Here is a 736-nt window from a genome sequence, read left to right as displayed (position 1 = left end):
GTCGGTTCCCTTGGGGAAGTACTGGCGCAGCAGGCCGTTGGTGTTCTCGTTGACCGCGCGCTGCCACGGTGAGCGGGGGTCGCAGAAGTAGACCTTGAAGTCCTCCCCGAGCCGTCCGCTGGTGAGCTTCTTGTGCGCGGCCATCTCCTTGCCCTGGTCCCAGGTCACCGACCGGCGCAGTTCCTCGGGCAGCTGGGCCATCCGAGCAATCAACGCCTCGGTGACCGCCTCGGTGCCGTGACCCTCGGGCAGGTGCAACAACAGCGTGTAGTTCGTGGTGCGCTCGACCAGGGTCCCGATCGCGGAACCGTTGAGCTTGCCCACGATCAGATCGCCCTCCCAGTGCCCCGGCACAGCACGATCGGCGACCTCGGCGGGACGCTCGCTGATCATCACCTTGTCCGGCAAAGTGCCGCGCCGCTCCTCGTGCCCATCAAGGCGTTGGGGCCGGCGCTTGATCCGCCCACTGCGCAGACATTTGCCCAGGTCAGCACGCAACACACCGCGGCCTTGGATGTAGATCGATTCGTAGATGGTGTTGTGGTGCACCCACATCTCCGGGTCATCAGGAAAGTCATGGCGTAACCGGTTGGCGATCTGCTGCGGGGAGTACCGCTTGCCCAGATCCTGCTCCACCCGCTCACGCAACTCCGAGTTCAGCGCCAACTTGCACGGCTTGGGTCGCTTCCCGTTGGCCACCGCGACCGCCTGCCCGCGCTTGGCCGAGTACCGGCCA

The 736-nt window shown here is 65.6% G+C and carries 1 protein-coding gene; it reads right to left on the bottom strand.

The genetic code is table 11. The features are described from left to right. Positions 1-736, bottom strand: a 736-nt coding sequence (locus tag ABD671_RS22300; protein WP_344735728.1) for an IS30 family transposase, incomplete at both ends; no start/stop codon positions are given.

The sequence above is a fragment of the Nocardioides fonticola genome, from assembly GCF_039536805.1.
Classification (GTDB): domain Bacteria; phylum Actinomycetota; class Actinomycetes; order Propionibacteriales; family Nocardioidaceae; genus Nocardioides; species Nocardioides fonticola.
The sequence above is the reverse complement of the archived record's forward strand: the minus strand, read 5'-3'. Positions and strand labels throughout refer to the sequence as shown.